This window comes from Paraclostridium tenue, from assembly GCF_039521565.1.
Taxonomy (GTDB): domain Bacteria; phylum Bacillota; class Clostridia; order Peptostreptococcales; family Peptostreptococcaceae; genus Paraclostridium; species Paraclostridium tenue.
This window is the reverse complement of the sequence record NZ_BAAACP010000019.1, coordinates 1-22,569: the sequence shown is the minus strand read 5'-3', so window position 1 is coordinate 22,569 and position 22,569 is coordinate 1. Positions and strand designations below refer to the sequence as shown.

The 22,569-nt window shown below is 27.9% G+C and carries 20 protein-coding genes; 17 read left to right on the top strand and 3 right to left on the bottom strand.

Annotation, left to right across the window (positions count from 1 at the left end; all coding sequences use genetic code 11):
* The 3 genes from pfkA to rlmD all read left to right on the top strand — a co-directional run bounded on the left by pfkA (position 1) and on the right by rlmD (position 4,208).
* Positions 1–960 (top strand): 6-phosphofructokinase, encoded by a 960-nt coding sequence (pfkA, locus tag ABFX13_RS12525; RefSeq protein ID WP_147546874.1) that lies wholly within the window; start codon positions 1–3, stop codon positions 958–960.
* A 16-nt stretch (positions 961–976) separates the two neighbouring features.
* On the top strand, positions 977–2,737 hold the full coding sequence (gene pyk, locus ABFX13_RS12520) for a pyruvate kinase (RefSeq protein WP_346046532.1): 1,761 nt from the start codon (positions 977–979) through the stop codon (positions 2,735–2,737).
* 112 nt (positions 2,738–2,849) lie between these two features.
* Entirely contained in the window at positions 2,850–4,208 is a 1,359-nt protein-coding gene (gene rlmD, locus ABFX13_RS12515) for a 23S rRNA (uracil(1939)-C(5))-methyltransferase RlmD (RefSeq protein WP_346046530.1), read from the top strand.
* A 185-nt stretch (positions 4,209–4,393) separates the two neighbouring features.
* On the opposite strand, the gene ABFX13_RS12510 is transcribed toward rlmD, so the two are convergent.
* The gene (locus ABFX13_RS12510) at positions 4,394–4,855 is read right to left on the bottom strand and encodes a cyclic nucleotide-binding domain-containing protein (protein ID WP_346046527.1); all 462 of its coding nucleotides are present in this window, start codon (positions 4,853–4,855) and stop codon (positions 4,394–4,396) included.
* 378 nt (positions 4,856–5,233) lie between these two features.
* Between ABFX13_RS12510 and ligA the strand changes: the two genes are divergently transcribed.
* The 7 genes from ligA to clpX all read left to right on the top strand — a co-directional run bounded on the left by ligA (position 5,234) and on the right by clpX (position 13,135).
* Positions 5,234–7,255 (top strand): NAD-dependent DNA ligase LigA, encoded by a 2,022-nt coding sequence (ligA, locus tag ABFX13_RS12505; protein ID WP_346046522.1) that lies wholly within the window; start codon positions 5,234–5,236, stop codon positions 7,253–7,255.
* A 150-nt stretch (positions 7,256–7,405) separates the two neighbouring features.
* A complete protein-coding gene (gene rph / locus ABFX13_RS12500; RefSeq protein ID WP_346046520.1) occupies positions 7,406–8,755 on the top strand; it encodes a ribonuclease PH in 1,350 nt (449 codons plus the stop codon).
* Positions 8,755–9,225, top strand: a complete 471-nt coding sequence (locus ABFX13_RS12495; protein WP_346046518.1) for a metallophosphoesterase — start codon at positions 8,755–8,757, stop codon at positions 9,223–9,225. Before rph ends, ABFX13_RS12495 begins: the two co-directional genes overlap by 1 nt.
* A gap of 22 nt (positions 9,226–9,247) precedes the next feature.
* Positions 9,248–9,769 (top strand): DUF2179 domain-containing protein, encoded by a 522-nt coding sequence (locus ABFX13_RS12490; RefSeq protein WP_346046516.1) that lies wholly within the window; start codon positions 9,248–9,250, stop codon positions 9,767–9,769.
* 145 nt (positions 9,770–9,914) lie between these two features.
* Positions 9,915–11,201, top strand: coding sequence for a trigger factor (gene tig, locus ABFX13_RS12485; protein ID WP_346046514.1), 1,287 nt, complete (start codon positions 9,915–9,917; stop codon positions 11,199–11,201).
* An 81-nt stretch (positions 11,202–11,282) separates the two neighbouring features.
* A complete protein-coding gene (gene clpP / locus ABFX13_RS12480) occupies positions 11,283–11,867 on the top strand; it encodes an ATP-dependent Clp endopeptidase proteolytic subunit ClpP (RefSeq protein WP_346046512.1) in 585 nt (194 codons plus the stop codon).
* A 17-nt stretch (positions 11,868–11,884) separates the two neighbouring features.
* Positions 11,885–13,135: an ATP-dependent Clp protease ATP-binding subunit ClpX gene (gene clpX, locus ABFX13_RS12475; RefSeq protein WP_346046510.1), complete on the top strand. Its 1,251-nt coding sequence runs from the start codon at positions 11,885–11,887 to the stop codon at positions 13,133–13,135.
* A gap of 41 nt (positions 13,136–13,176) precedes the next feature.
* On the opposite strand, the gene ABFX13_RS12470 is transcribed toward clpX, so the two are convergent.
* Both ABFX13_RS12470 and ABFX13_RS12465 read right to left on the bottom strand, forming a co-directional pair.
* Positions 13,177–13,704: a chromate transporter gene (locus ABFX13_RS12470; RefSeq protein WP_346046508.1), complete on the bottom strand. Its 528-nt coding sequence runs from the start codon at positions 13,702–13,704 to the stop codon at positions 13,177–13,179.
* Entirely contained in the window at positions 13,689–14,204 is a 516-nt protein-coding gene (locus ABFX13_RS12465; protein ID WP_187527454.1) for a chromate transporter, read from the bottom strand. Before ABFX13_RS12465 ends, ABFX13_RS12470 begins: the two co-directional genes overlap by 16 nt.
* A gap of 168 nt (positions 14,205–14,372) precedes the next feature.
* Between ABFX13_RS12465 and lon the strand changes: the two genes are divergently transcribed.
* The 7 genes from lon to ABFX13_RS12430 all read left to right on the top strand — a co-directional run.
* Positions 14,373–16,730 carry an endopeptidase La gene (gene lon / locus ABFX13_RS12460; protein ID WP_346046505.1) on the top strand — a complete coding sequence of 786 codons (2,358 nt, stop codon included), beginning with the start codon at positions 14,373–14,375 and terminating at the stop codon, positions 16,728–16,730.
* Positions 16,720–17,331, top strand: coding sequence for a ribosome biogenesis GTP-binding protein YihA/YsxC (gene yihA, locus ABFX13_RS12455; protein ID WP_346046503.1), 612 nt, complete (start codon positions 16,720–16,722; stop codon positions 17,329–17,331). The genes lon and yihA overlap by 11 nt, the downstream gene beginning before the upstream one ends.
* 215 nt (positions 17,332–17,546) lie before the next feature.
* Positions 17,547–18,623 carry an ATP-binding protein gene (locus tag ABFX13_RS12450; RefSeq protein WP_346046501.1) on the top strand — a complete coding sequence of 359 codons (1,077 nt, stop codon included), beginning with the start codon at positions 17,547–17,549 and terminating at the stop codon, positions 18,621–18,623.
* 272 nt (positions 18,624–18,895) lie between these two features.
* Positions 18,896–20,260: a GspE/PulE family protein gene (locus ABFX13_RS12445; protein WP_346046499.1), complete on the top strand. Its 1,365-nt coding sequence runs from the start codon at positions 18,896–18,898 to the stop codon at positions 20,258–20,260.
* Positions 20,253–21,455 (top strand): type II secretion system F family protein, encoded by a 1,203-nt coding sequence (locus tag ABFX13_RS12440; RefSeq protein WP_346046497.1) that lies wholly within the window; start codon positions 20,253–20,255, stop codon positions 21,453–21,455. Before ABFX13_RS12445 ends, ABFX13_RS12440 begins: the two co-directional genes overlap by 8 nt.
* A 24-nt stretch (positions 21,456–21,479) precedes the next feature.
* The gene (locus ABFX13_RS12435) at positions 21,480–21,854 is read left to right on the top strand and encodes a pilus assembly FimT family protein (RefSeq protein ID WP_346046495.1); all 375 of its coding nucleotides are present in this window, start codon (positions 21,480–21,482) and stop codon (positions 21,852–21,854) included.
* 247 nt (positions 21,855–22,101) lie between these two features.
* Positions 22,102–22,569 (top strand): hypothetical protein (locus ABFX13_RS12430; RefSeq protein ID WP_428833880.1); only part of this gene is annotated, 468 nt, incomplete at its 3' end.

Genomic DNA, 22,569 nt, shown 5'->3' with positions numbered 1-22,569 from the left:
ATGAAAACTATAGGTATATTAACTAGTGGAGGAGATGCACCTGGTATGAATGCAGCCATAAGAGCTGTTGTTAGATCTGCTATATACTATGGATGTAAAGTTTATGGAATAAATAGAGGATACAAAGGATTAATAGAAGAAGATATACAAGAAATGAATTTATCTTCAGTTGGAGATATAATACATAGAGGAGGAACTATACTAAAATCTTCTAGATGTGAAGAATTTAAGACAGAAGAAGGAAGAGCTATAGGAGTAAAAATACTTAAAAAATATAAGATAGATTGTCTTGTTGTTATAGGTGGAGATGGGTCATTTAATGGAGCTCAAAAATTAAGTGAATTAGGATTTCCGGCTATAGGAATACCAGGGACTATAGATAACGATTTACCATATACAGATTATACTATAGGATTTGATACAACTATGAATACTATAATAGATGCAATAGGAAAGATAAGGGATACTTCTTCATCTCATGAAAGGGTTAACATAGTTGAAGTTATGGGGAGACATTGCGGAGATTTAGCTTTATATGCAGGTCTTGCAGGTGGTGCTGAAACCGTTATAGTACCTGAAATTGATTTTAAAATTGACGATGTTTGTAAAAGATTAAAGACAACTCAAAAAAGAGGAAAGAGACACAGCATAATAGTTTTAGCAGAAGGTGTTGGCAATGCTAGAGAATTAGGAGACCAAATAGTTGCTAGAACAGGAGCAGATTTAAGAATAACAGTACTAGGACACGTTCAAAGAGGTGGAAGCCCAAGTGCATTTGATAGAATACTTGCAAGTAAAATGGGTGTACGTGCTGTAGAATTATTATTAGATGGTAAATCTGCTAGAGTAGTTGGTATAAAAGATAATAAAATAATTGACATGGATATACATGAAGCTTTATCTATGGAAAGAAAATTTGATGATGAAACTTATGAAATGGTAAAAATATTATCTATATAAATTAGGAGGAGTTAACATGTTAAAAGGGATAAAAAAGACTAAAATAATTTGTACACTAGGACCAGCATCACAAAGTGAAGAGGTTTTAACTCAGCTTGTAGAAAATGGATTAAATGTATGTAGATTTAACTTCTCTCATGGATCTCATGAAGAGCATAAAGAAAGATTTGATATGGCTAAAAAAGTAAGGGAAAAATTAAATAAGCCAGTAGCTATATTATTAGATACTAAAGGACCAGAAATAAGAACTGGTAACTTTGATGCACCAGAAGTTTTATTAGAAGAAGGTCAAAAATTTACTATAACAATGAAAGATGTTATGGGAACAAAGGATATATGTACAGTTAGTTACAAAGGTCTTGCTAAAGATGTTGTTGCTGGAGATACTATATTAATAGATGATGGACTAGTAGGACTTAAGGTAGAAGAAGTTAAAGGAGAAGAAATACATTGTGTAGTTGAAAATTCTGGAATAGTTAAAAATCACAAAGGGGTTAATGTTCCTAGAGTTAAAATAAATTTACCAGCATTAACTGAAAAAGATGTAAAAGATATAGAATTTGGTATATCTCAAGGAATAGATTACATAGCAGCTTCATTTGTTAGAAAAGCATCAGATGTGTTATCTATAAGAGAAGTATTAGAAAAAAATAATGCAACAGATGTACAAATAATATCTAAGATAGAAAATCAAGAAGGTGTAGATAATATCGATGATATTTTAAAAGTTTCTGACGGTATAATGATTGCAAGAGGGGACTTAGGAGTTGAAATACCAACAGAAGAAATACCTATAGTTCAAAAAATGATGATAAGAAAATGTAATGAGTTAGGAAAGCCGGTTGTTACAGCAACTCAAATGTTAGATTCTATGATAAGAAATCCTAGACCAACAAGAGCAGAAGTAACAGATGTTGCAAATGCTATATATGATGGAACAGATGCAATAATGCTATCAGGAGAAACTGCTGCAGGTAAATATCCAGTAGAAGCTGTTAAAACAATGGCTACAATAGCAAAAAGAACAGAAGAAACACTTAACTATAACGAATTATTAAAAAACAAAAAACTTACAGATATTAATGTTACAGATGCTATAAGTCATGCTACATGTACTACTGCAATAGATTTAAATGCATCAGCTATAATAACATCAACATCTTCAGGACATACAGCAAGAATGGTATCTAAGTTTAGACCAGCATGTCCAATAATTGCTGCAACAAATGATGATAAAGTTATGAGAAAACTAGCTTTAACTTGGGGTGTATATCCTATAATAGCAAAAGAAGCTACAAATACAGATGAAGTTGTAGAAAATTCTATAAATGCAGCTAAGGAAGCTTCTTACTTAGAAAATGGAGAATTAGTAGTTGTAACTGCAGGTGTTCCTGTAGGTGTTAGTGGAACTACTAACCTAATAAAAGTACATGTTATAAGTGAAGAAATAACTAATGGTATAGGTGTAGGAAGTAAAACTGTAGAAGGTAAAGTTAGAATAGTTGAAAATGCTAATGAAGTTATAGATTTTGAAGAAGGTGACATAGTAATCACTCATATGACTGATGCAGATATGAATGCATATTTAGAAAAATGTGGAGCTATAGTTACTGAAGATGGAGGAATGACATGTCATGCAGCCATAGTAGGATTAAACTTAGATAAACCAGTAGTTGTTTCAGCTAAAGATATAACAAAGTTAGTAAAAGACGGAGAAATTATAACTGTTGATGCAGCTAGAGGTGTTATATATAGAGGATCAACTAGAGTATTATAATAAATAAATTATTAAAATTGTTACTATATTTAAGATAGGGGCTTTATAAGCTCCTATTTTTTTGGTAAAATAAGTTTTTGTAGTTTAATTATTATGTTCGGAGGAAAAGCCTATGTTATTAAAAGACAGAGATTATATAGTAGACATTGTTGATATAGGACAAGGTGGAGTTGGAATTGGTAAGCATGATGGATTTACAGTTTTTGTAGATGGCGGATTAATTGAAGATAAGTTAAAAGTAAGAATAAATAAATCTAAAAAAAATTATGCAGTTGGAGATATTGTTGAAATTATAGAAAAATCACCATTTAGAGTTAAAAGAGAATGTGCAGAGCATTTATCTAATTGTGGGGGATGTCAAATACAGGAATTAGACTATGAAAAACAATTAGAAATTAAAACTAATGAAGTAAAACAAACTATAAGTAGAATCGGCAAGTTAAATGATGTTGTAATCCATCCTACATTAGGAATGGTGAATCCTTTTAGATATAGAAACAAAGCTCAGTTTCCAATACAAAAACTAGAAGATAAGATAGTAATAGGATTTTATAAAAAGAAAAGTCATGATGTAATTTCTACGGATACTTGTATAATTCAACATGATGTAAATGATAAGATAATAAAGATAATAAAAACATATATAAAAGCATATAACGTAAGTATATATGATGAGAAAAGTCACACAGGAGTATTAAGACATTTAGTAACTAAGGTTGGTTTTAAAACTAAAGAGGTTATGGTTGTATTAGTTGCGAACGGAAAAAAATTACCATACCTAAATGAATTAGCTTCTGTATTAAAAGAAAATGTACCAGGATTTAAAACTTTAGTTGTAAATACTAACAGAGAAAAGACAAATGTTATATTAGGTAAAGAAAATAAGGTTATATATGGAGATGGAAAGATAAATGATTATATAGGAGAATTAGTATTTGAAATATCTCCATTATCATTTTTCCAGGTAAATCCTCTACAAACTGAAGTTTTATATAATAAGGCATTAGAATATGCAGACTTAAAAGAAAATGATACGGTATTTGATATTTATTGTGGAATAGGTACTATATCTTTATTTTTAGCTCAAAAAGCTAAAAAAGTTTATGGAGTAGAGATAGTTGAAGATGCTATAAAAGATGCTAAAATAAATGCTAAATTAAATAATTTAGATAATACTGAGTTTTATGTAGGAAAAGCAGAAGAAGTAGTTCCTAAATTATATAAAGAAGGTAAAACAGCAAATGTAGTGGTTGTAGACCCACCTAGAAAGGGTTGTGATGAGTCTGTCTTAGATACTATAGTTTCAATGGAACCAGATAAAGTTGTTTATGTATCTTGTAATCCTTCGACATTAGCAAGAGATTTAGCTTATTTAAATGAGAGAGGGTATATATGTGAGGAAGTTCAACCTGTTGATATGTTCCCTCATACTATGCATGTTGAATGTGTAGCAAAGTTAATAAAAAAATAAATTATTTAGTTGCGAATGCTAAATAATTCTGATATCATCATAGTATAAAGTACATATGATGCAAAAAAGCCATGAAGGTTTTATAAATCCTTCACGGCTTTTTTTGTTATATAATTGTACAAAATTTAAACTCTATATCAATAGATAGATATAAAAACTATCTATTCCCTTTTATTGTGAAGATGCTATATAGCATCTTTTTCTTTGTTAAAAAAATTTGATTTTAAGTTGTTGTTGTAAATTTTAGAACTAAAAAATTCACAAAAATATTTTAAAAAATGAGCATCTTTGAAAGCTATATTTTTAATTATATAAATGGGTACTCCTATGCATATACAATCATCTAATGCCTTTAAGTTATAATCAAAATTACTATGAGTAAAAATTTCTAAAGCTCCTATTATACAAAATTCATCATATATATTACTTGAATTATTTTGCAAACTATATGAATCTTTAAATTTGATAACAGTACCATCAACTAAAAAATATAGATAATCAGGTGTACTATTTTTAAAAACTATTAATTCGTTTTTATTAAAACAATGCAATTCCATATTTTTAATGAAATTTACATTAAAGATATCATTTAGATTATATTTATCTATATAGTATTTTAGTGTTTGCTCATGATGTAGTTTTAACATATAACCACCCCTATAAAATTTAAATCTATATAACTGTAATTATTAACTAACTTAATAAATATAAACTTTAAATTTATAAATAAAAAATAAAAAATTGGACAATATAATATTAAATAAATACACAAAACACCTCAGTAATGACACAAATTAATAGTGTATTTATATTAAATAGATTAAAGTCCTTTAATTATTGATGATTAAAGGACTTTTGCTTTTATAAATAAAATATTATACATATCTAAAACAAGCTCTAATTAAAAGCTAAGTTATAATTTAAAAAAGTAAATTATGGTATACTAAGATAGTATTACATATTAAGTTAATATGTACAAAAATGGTAATAATATTTTATATGTATTTTTATAAGAGGTGATATATATGGATGCTAAAAATAGAATTAATGAATTAATAGATTTAATAAATTATCATAACAATAGATATTATAATGAGGATTCTCCTGAGATATCAGACTTTGAATATGATAATTTAATGAAAGAACTTATAAAATTAGAAGAAGAAAACCCGAAACTAAAAAGAGCAGATTCTCCTAGCAATAGAGTAGGTGGAAAGCCAATTGACAAATTTAACCAAGTAACTCATAAAATACCAATGCTTAGTTTATCAAATGCATATTCAGGACAAGATCTTAGAGATTTTGATAAAAGAGTTAGAGATTCTATAAATGAAGAAGTAGAATATGTAGTTGAATTTAAGATAGATGGATTATCAGTAGGATTAACTTATAATAATGGTATTTTTGAAAAAGGTGCTACTAGAGGAAACGGAATTATAGGTGAAGATATAACTCAAAACTTAAAGACGGTTAAAAGTATACCTTTAAAAGTAGCAGATAATGAAGAAATTGTTGTAAGGGGAGAAGTATATATATCAAAGGAAAATTTCGAGGCTATAAATAAAGTTCAAGAGGAAGAAGGATTACAATTATTTGCAAATCCAAGAAACTTAGCTGCAGGAACTTTAAGACAATTAGATTCTAAATTAACAGCTAAGAGACCATTAGATATATTTATATTTAATTTAGAGTACATAGAAAACACTGAGTTAAAAACTCATAGTGAATCATTAGAATATCTATCTAAATTAGGGTTTAAAGTAAGTCCTAATTATAAGGTATTTAATGACATGGATGAAATAATTAAACATATAGAGCATTGGACTACTAACAGAGCTAGTCTTCCTTTTGAAATAGATGGAATGGTTATAAAAGTAAACAACTTATCTCAAAGAGAAAAGATGGGTTATACTGCTAAAAGTCCTAGATGGGCTATTGCATATAAGTTTCCAGCAGAACAGAAGAAAACTAAACTTATAGATATTATTGTAGAGGTAGGAAGAACAGGCACTATAACTCCAACAGCTATACTAGAGCCTGTTAGACTGGCTGGGACTACAGTTTCTCGTGCAACTTTACATAATGAAGATTATATAAATGAGAAAGATATTCGTATAGGAGATACTGTAATAGTACAAAAAGCAGGGGATATAATACCTCAAGTTGTAGAGGTTGTGAAAGATGAACGTACTGGAGATGAGATTATATTCAAATTACCTGAAAAATGTCCTGTATGTTCAGAACCAACAGTAAGATTAGAAGGCGAAGCTGCAGTTAAATGCATAAATATAAGTTGCCCAGCTCAAATAAGAAGAGGAATAATTCACTTTGCATCTAGAGATGCAATGAATATAGAAGGGTTAGGAGAATCTATAGTAACATTATTGCTAGATAATAAAATAATAAAAGATATAGCTGATTTATATTATATAAATAAAGAAGATATAATTAACTTAGAAAGAATGGGAGAAAAGTCAGCTAGTAACTTAATAAATGCAATTGAAAAATCTAAACAGAATGATTTATATAGATTGATAAACGGATTAGGAATTAAATATATAGGTGTTAAGGGAGCTAAGGTATTAGCTAAAAACTTTAAAAGTCTAGATGAAATAATAAATGCAGATATTAATGAGTTAATTAATTTAGAAGAATTTGGAGATATAATGGCTAATAGTGTTATACAATTTTTTAAAGAAGAAAAAAATATAAGTGTTATTAAAAAATTAGAAGATGCTGGAGTTAATACCAAATCTATTGTTTCTGAAGATGAAAGTTTAGCTAATATATTTGAAGGTATGAAGATTGTTTTAACGGGAACATTACCTACTTTAAAAAGAAATGATGCCAAAGAAATGATAGAAGCAAGAGGTGGAAAGGCTACATCAAGTGTAAGTAAATCTACAACATTTGTTTTAGCAGGGGAAGAAGCTGGGTCAAAGCTTACAAAAGCTAATGAATTAGGAATACCAGTTATTGATGAAGCTAAGTTTTTAGAAATGATAGACCTAACTTCTAAAGAAGCTGTTGAGATGATGATAAAGTAAGAAATAATGGGAAAATTATCTTAATAAATTACTACTAATTAGCATTAAATGGTGCTAATATATTAGAGTAAACGTATTGTTATATTAAGAATTTAGTTAAGTTAGATAATATTGATTTGATATAAAAAATGTTTAAGTGAGGTAAGATATATGACAAGAATTGATGGCAGAAAAAATGATGAAATAAGACCAGTTAAAATAACTAGAAATTTTACTAGATATGCAGAAGGATCTGTATTAATTGAAATGGGAGAAACTAAAGTTATATGTACAGCATCTATAGAAGATAAAGTACCTCCTTTTTTAAGAAATAGTGGAACAGGATGGATAAATGCAGAGTATTCTATGTTACCAAGAGCAACTCATCAAAGAAAAGTAAGAGAATCATCTAGAGGTAAAGTAGATGGAAGAACACAAGAAATACAAAGATTAATAGGTAGAGCTATAAGATCAGTAATAGATTTATCAAAAATAGGTGAAAGAACTATATGGGTAGATTGTGATGTAATTCAAGCTGATGGTGGAACAAGAACAGCATCTATAACGGGAGCATTCGTAGCTGTAGCAGATGCGATATACTCATTATATGAAAAAAAACAAATAAAAACTTTACCTATAAGAAATTTTGTATCAGCTATAAGTGTTGGGATAGTAAATGGAGAGCATGTTCTAGATTTATGTTATGAAGAAGATTCTAATGCTCATGTTGATATGAATATAATAATGACTGATAAGGGTGAGTTTGTAGAAGTTCAAGGAACAGGAGAAGAATCTCCATTTAGTAGAAAAGATTTAAATGCATTACTTGAGCTTGGAGAAAAAGGGAATAGAGAGCTTTTAAAAGCTCAAAGAAAAGCATTAGGTAAAATTGCTAGTGAAGTTCTTGGGGAAGAAGAGCCAAATGAAATTATTATAGCTACAAATAATGCACACAAATTAGAAGAAATATCAGCTATATTAGAAGATTTTGATTGTAACATATACTCTCTTAAAGATGTTAACTTAGATGGAATAGAAATAGTAGAAGATGGTCACACATTTGAACATAATGCATTAATAAAAGCAAGAACTATAGCAAAAGCTACTAATATGGTAACTATAGCAGATGATTCAGGGCTTGAGGTTGATGCTTTAGGTAAAAAGCCAGGAGTTTATTCAGCTAGATATGCTGGAGAAAATGCTACAGACGAACAAAACAGAGAAAAGCTTGTAAAAGCTATGAAGAATGTACCTATGAGTCAAAGAACAGGAAGATTTGTATCAGCTATAGCAGTAGTATTCCCTAGTGGAAAAGAGTTTGTAGTAAGAGGTACCTGTGAAGGTATGATTGGCTTTGAAGAAAAGGGAGATAATGGATTTGGATATGACCCATTATTTATAGTAGATAATTACAATAAAACTTTTGGAGAGTTACCTAGTTCAATAAAAAATTCTATAAGTCATAGAGCTAACTCATTAAAACTTATGAGAGATGAATTTAACAAAAGGATAGTGAGATAATGAAAATAGGGGTAATAAGTGATACTCATGGAATGAACCGTTTTATCGATAAAGTTATACCTTATTTAAAGGAATGTGATTTAATTATACATGCTGGAGATAATTTTGTAGATTCAAAATATATTCACAAAATGACTAATGTTGGAATGATGGCAGTTAGGGGAAATTGTGATTTTGAAAATGTAGAAGAAGAATTAGAATTTGAAATAGAAAATAAAAATATTTTCGTATGTCATGGGGATAGATATGGTGTTAAATATGGACTTGAACAATTACAAAATAAGGCTAGAGAAATAGATGCAGATATTTTGATATTTGGTCATACACATACACCTTTAATAAAAGAAAAAGATAATATAATCTATATAAATCCTGGTAGTGTATCTTTACCAAGAGGTGTAGATTATAGAAGTTTTGCTATAATAGACATAAGTGATGACAATATGAGTGTTAAGGAAATTAGAATATAAAAAATTTTGGGGGATTATTTAAATGGAATTTGTTTTGGGGTATTTACTCATATTTCTAGCTAAATGTGCAGATGTTACTTTAGCTACAGTCAGAACTATTTTTGTAGTAAAGGGAAAGAAAAAACTTGCATTTTGTGTGGGGTTTCTTGAAATCTTAATATATTTATTTGCTATGGATAAAGTATTAGGAGATATGGGGGATATGGTAAAAGTAGTTTCATATGCACTTGGTTTTGCAACAGGAAATGTGGTAGGAATTACTTTAGAGGAAAAACTTGCTATAGGTATTATAACAGCTCAAGTCTTTACAGGTGAAGATGTAGATGATTTTGCGGACTATCTAAGAAGAAATGGTTTTGGAGTTACAGTTATAGAAGGAAAAGGAAGAGAAGGAATAAAATATATACTACAAGTAGTATTAGACAGAAAGCACTTACAAAACTTCCAAAAAACTATAAATGACTATGATTCTAGAGCATTCGTGGCGGTAACTGAAATAAAGAATGTCAGAGGTGGATATTTTGGTAGAAACGCTATGAAATAAGTGATTTAGCATCATTATTTCATATAAATGGAACACTTGTAAATAAAAAAAAGAATGTGTTATAATAAAATAGTAAAATTATAGTAACGATATCTATTATACTATATATAAAAAAGAATACATAACCAATAGGAGGATTATAATAATGAAAGCAGAATTACTTAAGAGAGATGGTAACAAGGTTACTTTTAAAATAACAGTTGATAATGATAAATTTGAAGGTGCAGTAACAAAAGCTTATAACAAAAACAAAGGTAAGTTCAATATACCAGGATTTAGAAAGGGTAAAGCACCTAAGCAAATAATAGAATCTCAATACGGAAAAGGTGTATTCTATAACGATGCTATAGATATGTTATTCCCAGAAATATATCCAACAGCTTTAGATGAATTAAGCATAGATCCAATAGATAGACCTGACTTAGATATAGAAGAAATAAGCAAAGACAACGGATTAGTTATGGTTGTTAACGTAGAAGTTAAGCCTGATGTTAATCTTGGAGAATACAAAGGTATAGAAATAGCAAAACCTGACTATACTGTAAATGAAGATGAAGTAAAATTAAGATTAGAAGAAATGAGAAATAAAGCTTCTAGATTAGTAGATGTTGAAGGAAGAGCTATAGAAAGTGGAGATACTGCTGTTATAGATTTCGAAGGATTTGTAGACGGAGTTGCTTTTGAAGGTGGAAAAGGAGAAGACTATAGCTTAGTTATAGGATCAAACACATTCATACCTGGATTTGAAGAGCAATTAATAGGTAAAAATAAAGGTGAAGAAGTTGAAGTTAATGTAGAATTCCCAGCTGAATACCATGCTGAAACCTTAGCAGGAAAGCCAGCAACTTTTAAAGTTACTGTAAAAAACATTCAAAAGAAAGAATTACCAGAATTAAATGATGAGTTTGCAGCTGATACAACTGAATTCAATACATTAGAAGAATTAAAGAAAGATTTAAAAGCTAAAGTAGAAGAAGAAGCTAAATATAGAGCAGATGCTGAAATGAGAAATTCTTTAGTTGAGAAAATATCTGAAGGTACTGAATTAGAAGTTCCAAATGCAATGGTTGAAACTCAAATAGACAACATGTTAATGGAACTTAACTATCAATTACAATACCAAGGATTACAATTAGAGCAATTATTACAAATGACTGGAAGATCAATAGAAGAATTAAGAAATGAAAAAAGAGAAGAAGCTACTAAATTAGTTAAATCATCTTTAATATTAGAAGCTATAGCTAAAGCTGAAAATGTAGAAGTTTCAGAAGAAGAAGTTGATGCTGAAGTTGAAAAAATGGCTAAAATGTACAATATGGAACTTGAAAAAATAAAATCAGCAATGAGACCAACAGATTTAGAAGATATAAAAGGTCAATTAAAAATAAGAAAAACAATAGATTTATTAGTTGATAGCGCTAAATTAGTTTAATCATTTAAGTATATTCATACAGTAGCTGTTTCAGCTACTGTATATTGTATATATAGATAATTATGATAGGGGGTATAATCCATGGCATTAGTACCTGTAGTAGTAGAACAAACAGGAAGAGGAGAAAGATCTTACGATATATATTCAAAACTTCTTAAAGATAGAATAATATTTTTAGGCGATGAAGTAAATGATGCTACAGCAGGACTTGTAGTAGCTCAATTATTATTTCTAGAAGCAGAGGACCCAGATAAAGATATACATTTATATATAAATTCTCCAGGAGGAAGTATAACTGCTGGAATGGCAATATATGACACTATGCAATATATTAAACCAGATGTTTCTACAATATGTATAGGGATGGCAGCATCTATGGGAGCATTTTTATTAGCAGCAGGAGCAAAAGGAAAAAGATTAGCACTTCCAAATAGTGAGATAATGATACATCAACCACTAGGAGGCACTAGAGGGCAAGCAACAGATATAGAGATACATGCAAAAAGAATAATTAGTATGAAAAATAAGTTAAATTCTATATTAGCTGAAAGAACAGGTCAGCCTATAGAAAAAATTCAAGTGGATACTGAACGTGATAACTTTATGAGTGCTGATGAAGCTATGAAATATGGCTTAGTAGATAAAGTAATTACTAAAAGGCCGTAGATAAGAGAGGTGTTAATATGTCAAAGTATGAAGATAAAAGACAATTAAAATGTTCATTCTGCGGAAAAAATCAAGAACAAGTTAGAAGACTTATTGCAGGGCCAAATGTATATATATGTGATGAATGTGTTGAACTATGTGATGAAATAATTCAAGAAGAAGTAGAAGAGATAACTGAAGAAGAAGCTGTAAATTTACCTAAACCAAAAGAAATAATGGAGACTCTTAATGATTATGTAATAGGTCAAGAGAAAGCTAAAAAGGCTTTATCAGTAGCAGTATACAATCACTATAAGAGAATATATGGTAAAAATAAAGGGTCTAATAAAGATGTTGAAATACAAAAGAGTAATATACTTTTATTAGGACCTACTGGATCTGGAAAAACACTTCTTGCTCAAACATTAGCTAAAACATTAAATGTACCGTTTGCAATGGCAGATGCTACATCTTTAACTGAAGCTGGATATGTTGGGGAAGATGTTGAAAATATATTATTAAAACTTATTCAAGCAGCTGATTTTGATATAGAAAAGGCTGAAAGAGGAATAATATATATAGATGAGATAGATAAAATAGCTAGAAAATCAGAAAATCCATCTATAACAAGAGATGTTAGTGGGGAAGGTGTTCAACAAGCTCTACTAAAGATATTAGAAGGAACAGTAGCTAATGTTCCGCCTCAAGGAGGAAGAAAACATCCACATCAAGAGTTTTTAAAATTAGATACTACTAATATATTATTTATATTAGGGGGAGCCTTTGATGGAATAGAAAAAATAATCCAAAGAAGAGGTGGAGAAAAAACTCTAGGATTTGGAGCTAAGATTGAAAGTAAGAAAGATATGGATCTTGGTAAAATATATGCACAAGTTCAAACTGAAGACTTACTTAAATTTGGTATAATTCCAGAATTTATCGGTAGAATACCAGTAGTTGCTACTTTAGAATTATTAGATGAAGATGCTTTAATAAGCATATTAAAAGAGCCTAAAAATTCTCTAGTAAAACAATTCCAAAAACTTTTAGAGTTAGATGGAGTTGAACTTGAGTTTGAAGATTCAGCACTTAGAGCAATAGCTAAAAAGGCTATTGAAAGAAATACTGGTGCTAGAGGATTAAGAAGTATTGTCGAAAATATAATGATGGATATAATGTATGAAATACCATCTAGAGATGATGTTAAGAAGATAATACTTACAGAAGAATCTGTAAAAGAAGAAGCACAGCCAGTCATAGTATTAAAAGGTGAAGAAGAAAGTGCATAATTAAAAAGGAGCTATTAAGCTCCTTTTTAATTTAACTATATTTAAATTACAGATAATAATATTCCAATGCATCCGTATATGAATACTATAGATATGGATCCAAGTCTTTTTGTATATAATAAATAAAATGCAGATATAAATGCCATGATTTCATATATACCCCAGTGAATATCAGTAGCTGAAGAATATACAGCAGCTAGTATAAATCCTAATGTTATAGGTCTTAAACTAGAAAGAACTTTTTCTACTTTTTCATTTTCTTTGAATTTATCAAATAATTTTGAGATTATTGTAAGTCCTATTAATGAAAATATTATAACACCTATACTTGCAGCCAAGGATCCCCAAAATCCAGATATTTTATAACCTACAAAAGTGGCACTATTTATAGCTATAGGTCCCGGAGTAGATTGAGAAAGTGCTAATAAATCTAAAAATTGTTGGTTGGATATAAAATTATGCTTATGTATGAATTCTTGTTGAATGAAAGGAAGCATTGCATAGCCACCACCAAAACTAAAACTTCCAATTTTAAAGAATGTTAGGAAGAGCATTAAGATTTTTGGCATAAAGCATAAACACCTCCTAATACTATTAAATATATTGGACTTATATTGAGTACACCAACACAAAAGAATGATATAATTAAAAATGATATATTTTTCTTAGATTTGGGTAATTTATTAAACATACTTACAAATGAATAAAGTATTAAAGCTATAACCACTGGGCTTACACCTTTAAAGAAACCATTTAAGATATTAGAACTTTGGTTATGAAAATAAAAGTATGATAACACTAATACTATACAAAATGATGGAAGTATAGAACCTAATGTACAAATTAATACACCGGGAATTTTATATGTTTTATATCCCAGAAGAATAGATATATTTACAGCTAAAACACCTGGATAACTTTGTGCAATAGATAGGTAGTCGATAAATTCTTGCTGAGTTAAAAGTTGTTGTTTATGAACTAACTCATCTTCTATGAGTGGAACCATGGCATAGCCACCACCAAATGTAAAGGCACCTATTTTTAAAAAGGTTAGAAAAAGTTTAAGCATAGAATCCTCCATATTTAAAATTTAGTATACAAGTAATAACATTATAACATAATAGTAATAAATGGATATTAATGATTAATAAATATCTAATATTATTGAAAATTCAATTATGTAAATATATAATAAATAAAGTGACGCAATCTAGCATTTGGAAGGAGTGATGTTAGCATGGATAAAAATTATACTAAAATTGAACGTGAATTACCGTTAGTTCCTCTTAGAGGATTAGCTATATTCCCATATATGATATTAAGTTTTGATGTAGGGAGAGAGAAATCTTTAAAGGCAATAGATGAAGCTATGGCTGATGATGAAATGATATTTTTAACAGCTCAGAAAGATTCATCAATAGACATGCCTACTCAAGATGATTATTATCATACAGGTACTATATGTAAAATAAAACAGTTAGTGAAATTACCTGGAGAAGGGGTAAGGGTATTAGTTGAAGGAATATCAAGAGGAGTAATAACTAAATTTAATCAAGATGAACCTTGCATAAGTGTATCAGTAGAAGAAGTTGTTTATGATATTGAGAGTATAAATGATGATAAAGAAGTACAAGCAACAGTTAGAAATGTGTTTGATGCTTTTGAAGAATATATAAATATAAGTAACAGGGTATCACCAGAAATACTTATAAATTTAGCTGAGATGGATAATGAAGATAGATTTGTAGATACTATAGCAGCTAATATGTTCTTAAAACCAGAACAAAAACAAGCAATTTTAGATGAGTTTGATATTCAAGCAAGACTAGAATTAATATTAAAAACATTATTAGAAGAAATAGAATTATTAAAAATAGAGAAAAAAATAGCTTTAAAAGTAAAGAAAAGTATGAATAAAGTTCAAAAAGAATATTATCTTAGAGAACAACTTAAAGCTATACAAAAAGAATTAGGAGAAGATGAAGATATAGATTCAGAAGTTGATACATACAGAAAACAACTTAAGAAATTAAAAGCTCCTAAAGAAACTAAAGAAAAAATATCAAAAGAAATAGATAAATTTTCTAAGATATCTCCTATGGCTCCAGATTTATCTGTAAGTAGAAATTATTTAGATACTATTTTCTCATTACCTTGGAATAAAGAAACTAGAGACAAGCTAGATATAAAAAGAGCAGAAGAAATATTAAATACTGAGCATTATGGACTTGATAAAGTAAAGGAAAGAATAATCGAGTATTTAGCTATAAGAAAATTATCTAAAAGTTTAAAAGGGCCAATATTATGTTTAGTTGGACCTCCAGGTGTAGGTAAAACATCTATAGCTAAATCTATAGCAAATTCTTTAGATAGAAAATTTGTAAGAATATCACTAGGTGGAGTTAGAGATGAAGCTGAAATAAGAGGACATAGAAGAACTTATGTAGGATCTATACCAGGTAGAATTGTAAATGGGCTTAAAGAGGCTAAAAGTAAAAATCCTGTATTTTTATTAGATGAGATAGATAAAATGGCATCTGATTTTAAAGGAGATCCTTCTGCAGCTATGTTAGAGGTTTTAGATCCGGAGCAAAATAAAGACTTTGTGGATCATTATTTAGAAGTTCCTTTTGATTTATCTAAAATTTTATTTGTTACAACAGCAAATACATTAAGTACTATACCTAGACCTTTACTTGATAGAATGGAAATAATAGAGATATCTGGATATATAGAAGAAGAAAAATTAAACATAGCTAAAAAATATCTTTTACCTAAACAAATAAAAGAACATGCTCTTAAAGAAGGATTTGTTAAGATAGATGATGAAACTATGCTTGAAATAATAAATAGTTACACAAGAGAAGCTGGAGTAAGAGGTTTAGAAAGAACTATTGGAACTATATGTAGAAAAGCTGCTAGAAAGTATGTTGAAGATGAAAGTATAGAAGAAATAGTTGTAACTAAAAATGATTTAGAAAATTATTTAGGAAAGCAAAAAGTAAGACATCAAGTTGCAGGAAAAGAACCAGAGGTTGGTGTTGTTACAGGACTTGCTTGGACTGCAGTTGGAGGAGAAACTTTAACTACAGAAGTTAATGTTTTAAAAGGGAAAGGACAAATTGTCTTAACAGGAAAATTAGGAGATGTAATGAAAGAATCTGCTCAAACAGGTATATCTTATATAAGATCTATAGCAGATAAATTTGATATAAATCCAAACTTCTATAAGGAAAATGATATACACATACATTTACCAGAAGGAGCAGTACCTAAAGATGGACCATCTGCAGGTATAACTATGGCACTAGGTGTTATATCAGCATTAACTAATATACCAGTTAGAAATAATGTTGCTATGACAGGAGAAATAACTTTAAGAGGTAGAGTACTTGCGGTTGGAGGAGTTAAAGAGAAGCTTCTTGCAGCTCATAGAGCAGGTATAACTAAAGTTTTACTTCCTAAAGAATGTGAAGCAGATTTAGATGATATACCACAAAAGGTTAAAGATGAAATGGAATTCGTTTTAGTTAGCCATATGGACGAAGTATTAGAACATGCATTATTAAGGAACGGTGAAATAAATGAAAATTAGAAGTGCTGAAATTACAATGAGTGCAGTAAATAAAAGTCAATATCCAGCAGAAGGAATACCAGAAATAGCTTTAGTTGGAAGATCTAATGTTGGAAAATCATCAACAGTAAATACTTTATTAAATAGAAGAAATTTTGCAAGAACGAGTCAAACTCCAGGAAAGACTAGAACTATAAATTTCTATTTAATAAATCAAGAATTTTATTTTGTTGATTTACCAGGTTATGGATATGCAAAATTATCTAAATCTGAAAAGGAAAAATGGGGAGTTATAATGGAAAGATATTTACAAGAAAGAGACGAGTTATGTGCTATTTGCTTACTTGTAGATATAAGACATGAACCTTCAAATGATGATAAAATGATGTATGACTGGATAAAACATTATGGATATGATTGTGTTGTTGTTGCTACTAAGGCAGATAAAATATCTAGAGGGCAATATCAAAAACACTTTAGTATGATTAGAAAAAAATTAGGATTATCAAAAGAAGAGAAAATTTACCCTATATCATCATTAAAGAAAACAGGTGTTGAGGAATTATGGACTGAGTTAATTTCACAATACACTGAAAAAGGATATGAAATAAGAGTTGATTAATAAAAAGTAGCTAAACTTTAAAGTTTAGCTACTTTTTTATTATAAAAAATATATTTAAGTCCGTGATAATATTAAATAAATAGAGTAATTCCAATATATGCAAGTATATTAATGGATTTTAAAATCTTCATAAATAATTATTGGACAAACACAAATACTATAATAGTTTAATAATTTAATACAGGCAATAAAAGATGTTTGGAGGGAATTAATTTATGGATGGCAAAACAAGAAAGATGTTTCCAGGTGGAAATACGTCTAATGGATTTAAATCATTTTTTGATTATGTAATACCTAAGAATGTAAATGTAGTATTTTGTATGAAAGGTGGTCCTGGAGTAGGAAAATCATCTTTAATGAAAAAGGTAGCACAAGAAATGATAGCTAGAGGTTATGATGTAGATTTATACCCATGTTCATCTGACCCAGACTCACTAGATGCCATAGTTATAAAAAAATTAGGAGCAGTTATGTTAGATGCTACAGCACCTCATATAGTAGATCCTAAAAATCCAGGAGCAGTAGATGAAATATTAGATTTAGGAAGATTTTGGGACAGAAAAGAAATAGAGAAAAATAAAATAGATATATTAGCATGTAATAAAGAAGTAAGCAGATTTTTTCAAGTAGGATTTAAATATTTTAAAGCAGCTGCACCGATAGCTTATGAAATAGAGTCTAAAAATTTAGATTGTATGGATTTTGGAAAAGTTAATTTAGTTACTTCAAATTTAATCAAAGAAATATTTAAAGGTATAGAAGCTAATGGTGAATATAAATCACCAATACATCTATTTGGAAGTGCTTTATCACCAATAGGACATGTGGAGTACACAGATACTTTATTAAAAGATATAGGAAAAGTTTATTATTTACAAGGAGATTTAGGTACTGGAAAATCAACTTTATTGAATAAAGTTGCAAGTAAAGCTACAGAAAATGGAATAGAAGTAGAAATTTTTCATGCGCCACTGTTGCCAGAAAAAATAGAAACAATAGTTATAAAGGATTTAGATATAGCTATAACAACTAGTAAATTATTTAAAGATAGTAATTTTGAAACAATAAATTTAAATGAATTTATGTATAGTAATAAACATGAAAAATATAAAGATGAATTAGAATTTAGTAATAACATGTTGGATGAATTAATTAATTATGGATTATTAAACATAAAGAAAGCAAAAGAGCAACATGATAAATTAGAACAATATTATATACCTTATATGAATTTTAATGAAGTAAATAAATTAAAAGACTTATTAATAGATAAGATATTGGCATATAATTAAAAAAATATTAGACATTATATAAAAAAGAGTTATTAAGCTCTTTTTTATATAATGTTATTAAAAAATATGTATGAAGATATCATATATGTTAATAATGTTAGTTAGTATTATAGATAGATTGTTTATATAATAAGAAGATCTTATATTTATGAAGATAGTATTATAAAAAATACACAAAGTATCAATATAGCATAACTATAAGTAGAAAATAAATTAAAATATTTTAAGGGAGAGTTGGTAATATTTTAGTATTAGATAACAAAGCGCCACTTATGGTGCCTAAAAAGTTAGCTTTAAAATATAAAGCTATACCTATAGATAGTAATAATGATAATCTAACTATAGCTATAGCTGAAGAAAATATATATGCAATAGAAGATTTTAAACTAGCAACTGGTAAAAATATAATTTTAAAAATAGAAGATGAAAATTATATAAATGAGAGTATTGATAAATATTATTCTAAAGATATTTTGGATAAGGAGGAATATTCAAAATCTATATTAGATAAGATTTTGAAGAAATCATTAGAATTTAATTCTAGCGATATACATATAGAACCTTTTGAAAATACATTAAAAATCAGAATGAGAATAGATGGTTATTTAAAAGAAATTTATAGTTATCCTATAAATATTCATATGCAATTAGTTACAGTTATAAAATTATTAGCAGGAATTGATATAGCAGAAAAAAGACTACCTCAGGATGGGAGGATAGATAAGAATATAAATGGAGAAATTATAGATCTTAGAATATCAACTATTCCAACTATACATGGTGAAAAAGCTGTAATTAGACTATTAAATCGAAATAAGTTTTTAAGAAATAAGCAAGAACTTGGATTTTCAGAAAAAGCTATAAATAAAATTAATAAAATGATACATAATATGGGTGGAATTTTGCTTATAACAGGCCCAACAGGAAGTGGAAAAACTACTACGCTGTATTCTATATTAAATGATTTTAAAATGATGGATAAAAATATTGTAACTATAGAAGATCCAGTTGAATATAAAATAGAAGGAATAAATCAAATACCTTTAAATACGAAAATAGGACTAGATTTTGCTAGTGGATTAAGAGCCATTTTACGTCAGGATCCAGATATAATTATGGTTGGAGAAATAAGAGATGTAGAAACTGCTAAAATTGCAATGAGAGCAGCATCTACTGGCCATTTAGTTATAAGTACTATGCACACTAACAATGCAGTAGAAGCAATAAATAGATTACTAGATATGGATATACCTAGATACTTGATAGCATCTTGCTTAAAGGGTATAGTTTCACAGAGGCTAGTAAGAAGAGTGTGTAATAATTGCAGTATAGAAAATATTATAGATAAAGAAGTTGCTAGTAACTTAAAAATAGAATTAAATACAAGAGTGAAGTTAGAAAAAGGATGTAATGAGTGTAGCAATACTGGATATAAAGGAAGAATAGCACTAAATGAAGTTGTAGAAATAAATAAATGTTTAAGACAAGCTATAATAGAGTGTAAAAATATAGAAGAAATTTATCACATTGCTAAAGACAGCAATATGATTAAATTTGAAGATAGTTGTGCATACTTACTAAAGGAAAAAATAACTACAGTAAATGAATGTTTATCAGTAGATTTTTTTAATGATTAGAGGTGAATGTGTGGCTATATATGAATGCGTAATATATGATAAAGAAGGAAATAGAAAAAGTGTAAAATTAGAGTTTGATTCAGAATATGAGTTAAATTCATATGCTTTAGAAAAAGAGCTTAAAATAGCAGATATAAAATTAATAAAAGAAAAAAGTATAAACAAAGTAAAAAACAAAGAATTATCGACTATGTGTAATCAATTAGGAATGTTGATATCTTCAGGATGTGAAATTACAAATTCAATAAATACAATTCAATCTAATTGTAGTCATAAATTAAAATCAATTCTAAAAAAAGTTAATTACAATTTACAAAAAGGAAGCTCTATTTCAACATCATTTCAAAATACCAATATGTTTTCAAACTTTTTTATAAATATGTTAAAAGCAGGAGAAGTAAGTGGGAAGTTAGATGAAATACTTATAAGTTTATCTAATTTTTATAAAAAAGAATACGATTTTAAAAATAAATTAATGACAGCTATGATATATCCAATACTATTGGTGGTTGTATGTATACTAGTGATTTTATTTATGCTTATATATGCAGTTCCAAGTTTACAAGCATCATTTATTAGTAATGAAACAAATTTACCTGTAAGTACAAAAATCTTGATAGAAGTATCTAGTTTTTTTAGAGATTACTATGAATTAATAATTATTTTAGGGATAATTTTATTATTGATTAGTTATAAATTTATATCAAAATCTTACAAATTAAAACTTTATTTTGATGAAAGAATATTTAAATTTAAGTTTTCAAAAGTAATAATACAAACAATAGAGGTTAGTAAGTTTATAAGGTGTTTTTATATTTTAATAAGCAGCGGAATACAAGTTATTGATGCCTTAGATATATCTTCTAACGTCATAAAGAATAGATATATAAAACAAAGATTGTATTTATCTAAAGATTTTTTACAAAGAGGAAATAGTATAACTAATTCGTTAGAGGTAGCAGGAGTATTTCCTAAAATAGATATATCCATGATAGAAGTAGGAGAAGAAACAGGCAGCTTAGAAAAGTGCCTATATAGTATAACAACTAACTATGATAATGACCTAGATAACTTTATAAATAAAATAGTTAAATCAATAGAACCAATTATTATAAGTATTATGGGGATTTCCATAGGAGCAATAGTTATATCTATGATGATTCCTATATTTGATGCAGTTACATCATTTCAATAAAAATAATTAAAAAGGAGCTTGTTTATGAATAATAAAATGAAAAAAAGAAGAGGATTTACTCTTATAGAATTAGTAATGGTAGTTGCTATATTGGGAACATTGTCTAGTATAGCTTTAGTAAAATTTACTGATGTAGGTAAAGATAGTAAGGTAAATTCAGATTATGTTACTGCTAATAATATAGCTACTGCAGCTAAATTAGCATTAAATAGTAATGTAGATGAAAATAATATTGATTTAAGCTATTTAGTTAATGAAAAATATTTAGAAAGTATACCAAAACCACAAAGTGTTGATGGTAAAGAGTTTGAGGTAAATGTAAGCAATGGTAATGTAACAGTTAAGATAGATAATAAATTTTTTTATCCGAGAGAAATGAAAACTATATCTGATCAATAATAGTATGTAGAATAAATAATTAATTAATGTATATAGAGGTGATAATATAAGATTAATAACACTAGAGATAGAAGCAGGCTTAATAAAGTTAGTAGTTATAGATAATTACTTTGGAAAATTAGATATAAAATTATCAAAAATATTAGAGTGTGAAGAAATATCTAGCATTAATACAATTACAAATATTGAAAAGGTAAGTAAACTTATAAAAAATGAGATAAATAATATAAAACTACCTTTTAGTAGAGTGGCATATTTAGTACAAAATGAAAGCATAATAAATCGTAATATAAAAATAATAAATACAGACCATAAAGAAGATATACAAGGATTGATAAAATATGAGTTAAATCAATATATGCCAATAAATATGGATGATTATATTTTAAAATATAAGTTCTTAGGAATTGAATCAGATAAAATAAATACTCAAGTCATACTCATGCCTAAAATAATATCACAAAATTATAAAGAACTTTCAAAATCTTTAAAATTAAAACCTATTAAGTTAGGAGTTAATTTTAATATATTACAAACACTTATAGATAAAAAAATAATATGTCTTGATAATAATGTAAATATAATTTTAGATATAAAGAAAAATATAACTAATGTAAATATAATAAAAGATAAGTTAGTAGTTAGTTCACATAGTGTAAAAAATAACAATACATTAGAATTTATAAATAATAATATAAAAGAATTTAAAAATATT

Excerpts from the sequence above, each read along its gene's own strand:
- pfkA (WP_147546874.1), top strand. The coding sequence starts at position 1 with ATGAAAACTATAGGTATATTAACTAGTGGAGGAGATGCACCTGGTATG.
- pyk (WP_346046532.1), top strand. The coding sequence starts at position 977 with ATGTTAAAAGGGATAAAAAAGACTAAAATAATTTGTACACTAGGACCA.
- rlmD (WP_346046530.1), top strand. The coding sequence starts at position 2,850 with ATGTTATTAAAAGACAGAGATTATATAGTAGACATTGTTGATATAGGA.
- ABFX13_RS12510 (WP_346046527.1), bottom strand. The coding sequence starts at position 4,855 with ATGTTAAAACTACATCATGAGCAAACACTAAAATACTATATAGATAAA.
- ligA (WP_346046522.1), top strand. The coding sequence starts at position 5,234 with ATGGATGCTAAAAATAGAATTAATGAATTAATAGATTTAATAAATTAT.
- rph (WP_346046520.1), top strand. The coding sequence starts at position 7,406 with ATGACAAGAATTGATGGCAGAAAAAATGATGAAATAAGACCAGTTAAA.
- ABFX13_RS12495 (WP_346046518.1), top strand. The coding sequence starts at position 8,755 with ATGAAAATAGGGGTAATAAGTGATACTCATGGAATGAACCGTTTTATC.
- ABFX13_RS12490 (WP_346046516.1), top strand. The coding sequence starts at position 9,248 with ATGGAATTTGTTTTGGGGTATTTACTCATATTTCTAGCTAAATGTGCA.
- tig (WP_346046514.1), top strand. The coding sequence starts at position 9,915 with ATGAAAGCAGAATTACTTAAGAGAGATGGTAACAAGGTTACTTTTAAA.
- clpP (WP_346046512.1), top strand. The coding sequence starts at position 11,283 with ATGGCATTAGTACCTGTAGTAGTAGAACAAACAGGAAGAGGAGAAAGA.
- clpX (WP_346046510.1), top strand. The coding sequence starts at position 11,885 with ATGTCAAAGTATGAAGATAAAAGACAATTAAAATGTTCATTCTGCGGA.
- ABFX13_RS12470 (WP_346046508.1), bottom strand. The coding sequence starts at position 13,704 with ATGCCAAAAATCTTAATGCTCTTCCTAACATTCTTTAAAATTGGAAGT.
- ABFX13_RS12465 (WP_187527454.1), bottom strand. The coding sequence starts at position 14,204 with ATGCTTAAACTTTTTCTAACCTTTTTAAAAATAGGTGCCTTTACATTT.
- lon (WP_346046505.1), top strand. The coding sequence starts at position 14,373 with ATGGATAAAAATTATACTAAAATTGAACGTGAATTACCGTTAGTTCCT.
- yihA (WP_346046503.1), top strand. The coding sequence starts at position 16,720 with ATGAAAATTAGAAGTGCTGAAATTACAATGAGTGCAGTAAATAAAAGT.
- ABFX13_RS12450 (WP_346046501.1), top strand. The coding sequence starts at position 17,547 with ATGGATGGCAAAACAAGAAAGATGTTTCCAGGTGGAAATACGTCTAAT.
- ABFX13_RS12445 (WP_346046499.1), top strand. The coding sequence starts at position 18,896 with ATGGTGCCTAAAAAGTTAGCTTTAAAATATAAAGCTATACCTATAGAT.
- ABFX13_RS12440 (WP_346046497.1), top strand. The coding sequence starts at position 20,253 with ATGATTAGAGGTGAATGTGTGGCTATATATGAATGCGTAATATATGAT.
- ABFX13_RS12435 (WP_346046495.1), top strand. The coding sequence starts at position 21,480 with ATGAATAATAAAATGAAAAAAAGAAGAGGATTTACTCTTATAGAATTA.